The organism is Bacillales bacterium (assembly GCA_035700025.1).
Classification (GTDB): Bacteria; Bacillota; Bacilli; order Bacillales; family DASSOY01; genus DASSOY01.
On sequence record DASSOY010000025.1, the window covers coordinates 51,694 to 60,730 of the forward strand.

Below are 9,037 nucleotides of genomic sequence, written 5' to 3' on the forward strand. Positions count from 1 at the left end.
GGACGGCATGAACTTTAACATATTGCGTGCGGCGCGGGCGGTCGTGCGTGTGACTGACCTTGATGCTGCCCGCAAATTTTACGTCGACGCCCTTGGTTTCGTCGAAACGGAAGCGGACGCGGAAACGATTTATCTTCGCGGCCTAGAGGAGCATGTGCATCATTGCTACGTATTGAAAAAAGCAGCTCAACCGGGCGTGGAAGCAATCAGTTACAAAGTCGCTTCGGAAAGCGATCTTGATCAGCTTGCAGTCCATTTCGAACGGAAGGGCATGGCGACGGTGTGGCTGGAAAAAGGCGAGCAACATGCGGTTGGACGTGCGCTCAGGGTTCGTGACGTTTCCGGCATTCCGGTCGAGTTTTTCGCGGAAATGACGACCGTCGACCGTTTGCTGCAACGTTATGACATGTACAAAGGTTCTCGCATGCAGCGGATCGATCATTTTAACTGCATGGTGCCCGATGTTGAGAAAGCGTACGATTTTTATATCAATGAACTCGGTTTTGCTTGTTCCGAATATACTGCGAATGACGAAGAACGCATTTGGGCTGCGTGGCTGCACCGGAAACCGGCGGTGCATGATGTCGCCTACATGAACGGCGAAGGCCCGCGCCTCCATCATGTCGGCTTTTGGTTGAGCGACCCGATGAGCGTCATCCATACGTGCGACGTCCTTGCTTCGCTCGGCTATGGCGATCACATCGAACGCGGCCCCGGCCGGCACGGTCTGTCGAACGCCTTTTTCCTTTATTTACGCGATCCTGACGGCAACCGCGTTGAACTGTACACGGGCGATTATTTGACGAGTGACCCGGATTTCAAGCCGATTCGCTGGGATTTGAACGATTCGCGCCGGCAAACATTCTGGGGCCATGAAGCGCCGGACAGCTGGTTCGCCGAGGCGACACCGTTTCTGGATATCAATGGCGAATCAGAAGTGAAGCAGCAGCCGGCGAAGTTGAAGCAGAGCAAACCGAATTTCGTAACTTGAGGAGGCGATCGTTTGCAAGTCACACATGTGAAGCATCAAGAGAAAGCAACGATCGACAGCGGCAGCCCGCTCGTGATGGCGCTCGGTTTCTTCGACGGCGTGCATCTCGGGCACCAAGCCTTGCTGCGTGAGGGGAAACGGAAGGCGGAGGCTGCCGGCTGCCGCTTGGCGGTAATGACATTTTGGCCGCATCCGAATGAAGTGTTGAAAGGCGAACGAAACCGGAACTATTTAACCCCGCTCAGCAAGAAGATCGAAACGTTCGCCGCTTTCGGCGTCGACCAAGTGTTTGTTGTCGCGTTTGACCGGACGTTTGCCGCGCTGCCGGCTCGTGATTTTGTCGCTCAGTATGTGACGGCTTTGAACGTCCGCCATGTGGTCGTCGGATTTGACTTCACGTTCGGTTTCAAAGCGGAAGGGGATGTCCGCCTGCTCAGGCAATTGAGCAAAGAAAGGCGTTTCGGTCTTTCCGTCGTGCCGAAAAAAACGTACCGCCGCGAAAAAATCAGCTCAAGTGCTTTGCGGCAACTGTTGGCCGACGGCGACCTTGCGCTCGTCCCGTATTATTTGGGACGGCGGTATGAAATCGATGTCGATTCAGCATCGATGAAAGACGACAAGTGCTGGGAGATCGTACCGGCGGACAGGTCGCTGTTGCCGATGCCGGGGCGGTACCATGTCGAGTATTTCGACGGAAGGGGTGTTGCGAAAGCGGTGTTCGAACGGTTTGACGACGCGCGGAACTCGTGCGAGCTCACTTTTGTCGACAGTAGCGGCCAACGGAACCTGCAACAGGGAAAGTTGCTTTTCATCAACCGGATTCCGTCCGTGGAGGAAAAGTCCGGATAATGGAGGAGGGGATCGCAAAATGGACGACAGAACGTTTCGGAATGCGATGGGGAAATTTGCGACGGGCGTGACAGTCATTACGACGGCGGTCGACGGGGAAATTCACGGAATGACCGCGAACGCGTTCATGTCGGTTTCGATCAATCCGAAACTCATTTCCATTTCTATCGACGAAAAAGCGAAAATGCTCGAAATGATTCACCGTTCCGGCATGTTTACCGTCAACATTTTGTCGGCCGAACAAGAGGACGTCTCGAAACATTTTGCCGGGCAATTGCAAGAGAAGCCGACGTTTCGATTTGAGCGGCTCCGCGAGCTGCCCGTCATCGAAAACGCCTTGGCCAACATCCTGTGTGAAGTCGACAGCTCGTACAAAGCAGGCGACCATACCATTTTTATCGGAAAAGTGCTTGATTTGACCATTCGCGAAGGGCACCCGCTGACGTTCTACGAAGGAAGATACGGATTTGCCAATACGAGTTGAAGAAAGAGAACTTCTCTTTCTTCAGCACTCTGTGCATCACGCATACCAATTTTATGAAAATGGGGGGGTTTCAAATGAACAAGAAGCTTTTGTCCATCGTTGTCGCTGTCTTGTTGCTTATGATGACTGCGTGTTCTTCGGGCGGTTCGAAAACGTCCGGGGGCGGATCGGGCGCGGATTCGGAAACGATTAAGATCGGCGGGATCTTTTCTTCATCGGGGGGAGCGTCTCCGCTCGGTAAACCGGAACTGGACACAGTGAAAATGCTAACGAAAGAAATCAATGACAACGGCGGGATTAACGGGAAAAAGATTGAACTCATTCCTTATGATGCAAAATCCGACCAAAACGAAGCCGTGTTAGCAATGAAAAAATTGACTGAACAAGATCACGTTGTGGGCATTATCGGCGGAACGACAAGCGGAAATACGCTGGCGATGATTCCGCTGGCGGAGAAAGCGGAAGTGCCGTTTATTTCCCTGGCCTCGAGCAAACAAATTGTTCATCCGGACGACGGCTCATCGCGAAAATGGATTTTCAAAACAGCGCAAGGCGATGACATTGTCATTCCGAGAATCTTGAACTATTTGAAAGACAAAGGCTGGACGAAAGTCGCGTGGATGAATGTCGCCAACTCGTTTGGTACGGGCGGTCACGAAACGTTCAAGGCGCTCGCTTCCGATTACGGTGTACAAGCTGTCATTGAAGAAGAATTCGAAGCGGACGTGAAAGATGCCAAGTCGATGTTGACACGCGTGAAAAAAGCCGACCCGCAAGCCATTATCGTCTGGGGAACGGCGCAGGAATCGGCAGTCGTGACGAAAAACATTCGCCAATTGGGCATGGATGTGCCGATTATCGAAAGCCACGGCATTGCATCGAAAGATTTCATCAAATTGGCGGGTGACGCGGCCAACGGGGTCGTTTTTCCGGGCGGACGGCTGCTCGTCGCCGATCAAGTGCCGGATGCAAACGCCCAGAAGAAAAACTTGATGGATTACAAAAAAGATTTTTCGGAACATTACGACTACCCGGTCAGCACGTTCGGCGGCCATGCGTGGGATGCGTTCCACATCATGATCGAAGCCATTAAAGCGGAAGGCGCCGATCCTGCGAAGATCCGCGATCATATCGAAAATGAAACGAAAGATTTTGCGGGCATTACCGGCGTGTTCAACATGAGTCCGGATAATCATAACGGCCTTTCGGCAGACAGTCTCGTCATGATTCAAGTGAAAGATGGGGAGTGGACTTTGGTGAAATAAGGCACGGAAGGGAAAGCGGGACACTGAAAGCTCCCGCTTTTCCCCTTTCGCTACAGGGGTGAGATCAAACATGGAACTTGTCAGCCAACTGCTGCAGCTATTCTTTTCAGGCCTGACCGTCGGCAGCATCTATGCGCTTATCGCGATCGGTTTTGTTGCGACGTACAACGTTACGGGCGTACTGAATTTCGCGCAAGGAGAATTCGCCATGTTCGGCGCACTGACGTGCATTTCCCTTGTCGGGTTCGGCATGCCTTTATTTGCTGCCGTCGTTTGCAGCATACTTATCGTTACGATTCTCGGAGCCGTCTTCGAGCGGCTCGCGATTCATCCCGCCCGCCGCTCGTCCGTTCCCGTCATGATCATCATTACGATCGGTGCCTCGATTGCCTTACGCGGCATCGGCATGATGATTTGGGGAACGAATCCGCATACATTGCCTCCTTTTACGAAAGGCGAATCGATTCATTTGCTGCATGCGGTCATTTTACCGCAAAATTTATGGGCGATCGGCATCGCTCTGGCCAGTCTCGTCGGCATGTATGTGTTTTTCAATAAAACTTATACCGGGAAGGCGGTTACTGCTTGCGTCGTCAATCGGTACGCGGCACGGTTGATGGGCATTCATCCGGAATGGATGTCGCTGGCGGCCATTTCCGTATGTGCCGGCCTCGGCGCGCTCGGCGGCATTGTCATCGCTCCGATTTCCGGCGCGACGTACAACATGGGCCTCATGCTCGGCATGAAGGCATTCGTCGCCGCCGTCATCGGCGGCTTGACGAACGCACCCGCTGCCGTCGTCGGTGCCTTCATCATCGGCATTCTTGAATCTTTTACCGCCGGCTTATGGACGACCGGCTTTCAAGACGCCGTCAGCTTCGCGATTTTGCTCATCGTGTTATTTTTATTGCCAAACGGCATTTTCTCGAAATCATCAGGGAAAAGGGTGTGAGCGCGTCTATGGCCAAGGCTATACGGAACATTTACAATCGCAGCTTAACCGGCCCGTTGCTCGTTTGCCTGTTTCTCGCGCTTCTTCCTGTCGGGTTTCCTTCGAATTACATTTTGAGCATACTCATTATCGTTGCGTTTTACACGATTGTCGGCACCGGACTCACACTTCTCATGGGCTATGCGGGGCAAATTTCACTCGGGCACGCCGCTTTTTACGGCATCGGTTCGTACACGTCCGCAATCTTAAGCGCCCATGCTGGACTTTCTCCATGGCTGGCGATGCTCGCTGGCATGGTTTTATCGGCGCTCGTCGCTTTCATCGTTGGCATTCCGACGTTAAAGCTGAAAGAACATTATTTGGCGTTGGCGACATTAGGATTCGGTGTCATCGTTTTCGTGTTTTTCAAAGAGTTGGACGGTCTGACCGGCGGTTTAAATGGATTTTTCGGCATTCCGTCGATCAGCCTGTTCGGCTTTCCGTTTGACAACGATTTTCGATTTTATTATTTAATTTGGACGTTGGCGATGCTCGGCATTATCTTTGCGAGAAACGTCGTCCAGTCCCGCGTCGGCAGAGCATTGCAAGCCGTCAAAGACAGCGAAACGGCCGCGAATTCGCTCGGAGTACCTGCACAAAAATACAAGTTGCAAATCTTCGTGCTAAGTGCCGTTTATGCCTCGGTGGCAGGCAGTTTGTACGCGCATTACGTTTCTTTTATCAACCCGGAGCTGTTTAACGTGAAAACGTCGCTCGATTTCCTCATCATGGTCGTCATCGGCGGCAGCGGCATGGTTTGGGGCGGCGTCATCGGGGCGGCAGTCTTCGTGATCCTCGGGGAAATTTTAAAAGAAATTTTGCCTTACTTCACGGACGCGAGCGGTGAATTTCAGATCGTGTTGTTCGGAGTCTTGCTCGTCGTGATTCTCATATACATGCCGCGCGGACTCGGCCCAATGGTTGTACAAACGGCGAAAAACCGGCTTCGTTTCGGTAAAAGAAAGGCAGCCGCTGCTTCCGGAGGTGATCGAAGTGCTTGAAGTGCGGGGACTTTCGAAGTTTTTCGGCGGGGTGTCGGCGGTTGATGACGTCTCATTCACGGTTCATCCCGGGGAGATTGTCGCCTTGATCGGTCCGAACGGTGCGGGCAAAACAACGCTTTTCAACGTCGTTTCCGGCATTTTTCCGCCTTCGGCCGGGGAGGTCGTCTTCGCGGATCAAACGATCACAAAGAAAAAAACACACGAGATTGCCCAACTCGGCATTACCCGGACGTTTCAAAATTTGCAAGTGTTCAACGGGATGACCGTCGTCGAAAACGTCATGGCCGGGCAACATATTTTATTGAAATCGGGCATTTTTTCATCGGGCTTTCGCTTGAAGAAAGTTTACCGGGAAGAGCAGGAAACGCTGGCGGAAGCGCTCAACTGGTTGGAACGGGTCGGTTTGCGGGACTATGCGTATCAACATGCAGAAACGCTGCCGTATGGGAACCAGCGGCTGCTTGAGATTGCCAGGGCTGCGGCGGCGCGGCCAAAGCTGATTTTGCTCGACGAACCGATGGCCGGCTTAAATACGGAGGAATCGCGCAAAGCGGCGGACGTCATTTCACACATGCGGGAAGAAGGATTTACGTTCTTGTTTGTGGAACATGACATGGAGACGGTCATGTCTTTGGCGGATAAAATTGTCGTGCTTGATCACGGCGAGAAAATTGCCGAAGGCACGCCGGAGGAGATTTCGTGTAACCCGGACGTCATTGCCGCGTATCTCGGAGAGGAGGAAGTGATCTGACATGCTGGAGTTGCAAGGCATTCATACGTATCATGACTACCTCCACGTTTTGAAAGGCATTGACTTGCGTGTTGAGCAAGGAGAAATATTCGCGATTCTCGGGTCGAACGGTGCCGGAAAAAGCACGCTGCTCGGCACGATTGCGGGCATTTACAAGCCGCGCCAAGGCACGATTCGGTTTGACGGTGAAGATGTGACGAAGCTGTCGGCTCAGGCGATGGTTCGCAAAGGGATCAGCCTCGTGCCGGAGCGGAGGCAAATTTTCGACGCGTTGACCGTCGACGACAATTTGCGGCTTGGCGCGTATCATCGTTACCGGAGAGAACGGAAGCAAGTCGAGGAAGACTTGCGGCAAGTGTACGCGTTGTTTCCGAAGCTGAAAACGATGGAAAAGCGGCTCGGCGGGTTGTTGAGCGGGGGCGAGCAGCAAATGCTCGCGGTCGGCCGCGGGCTTATGTCGAATCCGCGTTTGATCATGCTCGACGAGCCCTCGCTCGGACTTGCCCCGCTGATCGTCAAAGACATCATGGCAAATTTGACGAAGCTGCGGGACGCTTTCGGGACGACGGTTGTGCTCGTGGAACAAAATGTGAAAGCGGCATTAGCGGTCGCCGACCGTGCTTGCGTGCTTGAGCGCGGGGAAGTTGCGGTCGCCGGCACGTCAGCGGAGCTGCGAGACAATGCGACGGTGAAGGACGCGTACTTGGGGAAAACGAAAAAGACAGAGCCGCTGTAGGGAGGGAACCGATTGATGAAAGGGAAAATGAAGCTGCACGGCCGCCGGCAGGTGATCGACGCCGAGATTGATTTGGCTGGGCGCTCGGCGTCGTTCGCCGGCGAACGTTACGAAACGGGCCAGCTCGTGTGGGACGTGCCGGTGACCGGAACGGTGTACGGCACGCTGCTGAATTACAAAGGAGAGCTGGCCGCGCTCGGCGACGCCGTTCACGAGGCGCCGTACAAGGCGCCGCCGCGGGCGCCGGTTTTGTATGTGAAGCCGGCGAACACGCTGATCGGGCACGGAATGCCGATTCCGCTGCCCGCGGGGGTCGAGCGGCTGGCGATGGGCGCGGCGCTTGGCCTCGTGATCGGCCGGACGGCGACGCGTGTGAGCGAAGCGGAGGCGCTGGCGCATGTGGCGGGATACACGGTCGTCAATGATGTGTCGATCCCGCATGAGAGTGTATACCGCCCGGCGGTGAAGGAGAAGGCGCGCGACGGCTTTTGTCCGGTCGGGCCGTGGGTCGCGGAGCGAGACGCGGTCGCTGATCCGGACGGGGTGGAGCTGCGCGTGTACGTGAACGATGAGCTGCGGCAGACGGCGACGACGGCGGATTTGCTGCGGCCGGCGGCGCGATTGCTGGCCGACGTGACGGAATTTATGACGTTGAGTGCGGGTGACGTGCTGCTCGTCGGCGTGCCGGCGGGGGCGCCGCTCGCCGGGGACGGCGACCGGGTGCGCATCGAGGTCGACGGCGTTGGCGTGCTGGAGAATCCGATCGTAGGAGGCCGTTTGTTATGAAGCGGGCGAGGGTAGCGTATGAAGGGGCTGTGCATGAGGCGGTGGCTGCCGGCGACGGCCGGCTGCGGTTGACTAACGGCCGGGTGGTGAGCGAGGAGGATGTCGTCTGGCTGCCGCCGGTTGAAGCGGGGACGATTTTCGCGCTCGGCTTGAATTATGCCGACCATGCGAAAGAGCTGACGTTTGAACCACCGAAAGAGCCGCTCGTTTTCTTGAAAGGTGCGAACACGCTCGTCGGGCACCGCGGCGTGACGAGGCGGCCGGCGGATGTCGAAAATATGCATTACGAATGTGAGCTGGCGGTTGTGATCGGCCGGACGGCGAAACAGGTGAAGGCGTCTGAAGCCTATAAGTATGTGGCCGGCTACACAGTCGCGAATGATTACGCGATTCGCGATTATCTCGAAAACTATTACCGCCCGAATTTGCGGGTGAAAAACCGCGACGGCTGCACGCCGATCGGGCCGTGGTTCGTTGACGCGGGCGACGTTCCCGATCCGATGAACTTGAAGCTGCGCACGTCAGTGAACGGAGAAGTGATTCAAGAAGGAACGACGGCGGACATGATTTTCGACATTCCGACGTTGATCGAATACTTGAGCAGCTTCATGACGTTGAACGAGAACGATCTCATTTTAACTGGTACCCCGAAGGGGGCGGTCGATACGCCGATGGGGTCCAAAGTGGTAACCGAAATCGAGGGGATCGGCCGGCTTGTGAACACCATCGTCGGCGATGAGCATTGAGTGTCGATGAAAAGATGATTCGGATCCAGAATCGATCATGACAGACCTTATTTTTGGCAAAAAACAGCTTTTGATGAAGAATCGCTCACTGAAGCGCTTATTTTCCAGCAAAACCGGAAAATGACCCAAATTTCGGCTAAATTTAGGAAAATAAGAACGCTCATGCACGATTTGACTTTGAAAACTTGACTTTTTATAAAATAAGGCCACTGGTGCGCGTTAAGACATGTGAATCAAGTTATCCCTTCAACCAATGAAAGGGGGACGAACGGTATGCCGCATCTCGTTGTTGAGTATACGGACAATTTAAATCCGGAGGCTGACATTCCCGGTTTGTTGAAAAAATTTCACGAAGTGCTGCTGGCGCGCAGCGATCACTTTCCGACCGGCGGCCTTCGCTCGCGCGCGATCGAATTGCACGATTACCGGGTTGC

At 54.4% G+C, this 9,037-nt stretch carries 11 protein-coding genes; all 11 read left to right on the plus strand.

Features of this window, described 5'->3' with window-relative positions; translation table 11 throughout:
- Positions 1-7 precede the first annotated feature (7 nt).
- Positions 8-991: a 3,4-dihydroxyphenylacetate 2,3-dioxygenase gene (gene hpaD, locus VFK44_04440; GenBank protein HET7627621.1), complete on the plus strand. Its 984-nt coding sequence runs from the start codon at positions 8-10 to the stop codon at positions 989-991.
- A gap of 12 nt (positions 992-1,003) precedes the next feature.
- The gene (locus tag VFK44_04445) at positions 1,004-1,840 is read left to right on the plus strand and encodes an FAD synthetase family protein (protein HET7627622.1); all 837 of its coding nucleotides are present in this window, start codon (positions 1,004-1,006) and stop codon (positions 1,838-1,840) included.
- A 19-nt stretch (positions 1,841-1,859) separates the two neighbouring features.
- Positions 1,860-2,324 (plus strand): flavin reductase family protein, encoded by a 465-nt coding sequence (locus VFK44_04450; GenBank protein ID HET7627623.1) that lies wholly within the window; start codon positions 1,860-1,862, stop codon positions 2,322-2,324.
- A 74-nt stretch (positions 2,325-2,398) separates the two neighbouring features.
- Positions 2,399-3,589 carry an ABC transporter substrate-binding protein gene (locus tag VFK44_04455; GenBank protein ID HET7627624.1) on the plus strand — a complete coding sequence of 397 codons (1,191 nt, stop codon included), beginning with the start codon at positions 2,399-2,401 and terminating at the stop codon, positions 3,587-3,589.
- 70 nt (positions 3,590-3,659) lie between these two features.
- Positions 3,660-4,541, plus strand: a complete 882-nt coding sequence (locus VFK44_04460) for a branched-chain amino acid ABC transporter permease (GenBank protein HET7627625.1) — start codon at positions 3,660-3,662, stop codon at positions 4,539-4,541.
- Between the two features lie 8 nt (positions 4,542-4,549).
- On the plus strand, positions 4,550-5,581 hold the full coding sequence (locus VFK44_04465; GenBank protein HET7627626.1) for a branched-chain amino acid ABC transporter permease: 1,032 nt from the start codon (positions 4,550-4,552) through the stop codon (positions 5,579-5,581).
- Entirely contained in the window at positions 5,565-6,335 is a 771-nt protein-coding gene (locus tag VFK44_04470; GenBank protein ID HET7627627.1) for an ABC transporter ATP-binding protein, read from the plus strand. Before VFK44_04465 ends, VFK44_04470 begins: the two co-directional genes overlap by 17 nt.
- Position 6,336: 1 nt before the next feature.
- A complete protein-coding gene (locus VFK44_04475; GenBank protein ID HET7627628.1) occupies positions 6,337-7,071 on the plus strand; it encodes an ABC transporter ATP-binding protein in 735 nt (244 codons plus the stop codon).
- A 12-nt stretch (positions 7,072-7,083) separates the two neighbouring features.
- Positions 7,084-7,857 (plus strand): fumarylacetoacetate hydrolase family protein, encoded by a 774-nt coding sequence (locus VFK44_04480; protein ID HET7627629.1) that lies wholly within the window; start codon positions 7,084-7,086, stop codon positions 7,855-7,857.
- The gene (locus tag VFK44_04485) at positions 7,854-8,603 is read left to right on the plus strand and encodes a fumarylacetoacetate hydrolase family protein (GenBank protein HET7627630.1); all 750 of its coding nucleotides are present in this window, start codon (positions 7,854-7,856) and stop codon (positions 8,601-8,603) included. Before VFK44_04480 ends, VFK44_04485 begins: the two co-directional genes overlap by 4 nt.
- A gap of 273 nt (positions 8,604-8,876) precedes the next feature.
- Positions 8,877-9,037 (plus strand): 5-carboxymethyl-2-hydroxymuconate isomerase (locus VFK44_04490; GenBank protein HET7627631.1); only part of this gene is annotated, 161 nt, incomplete at its 3' end.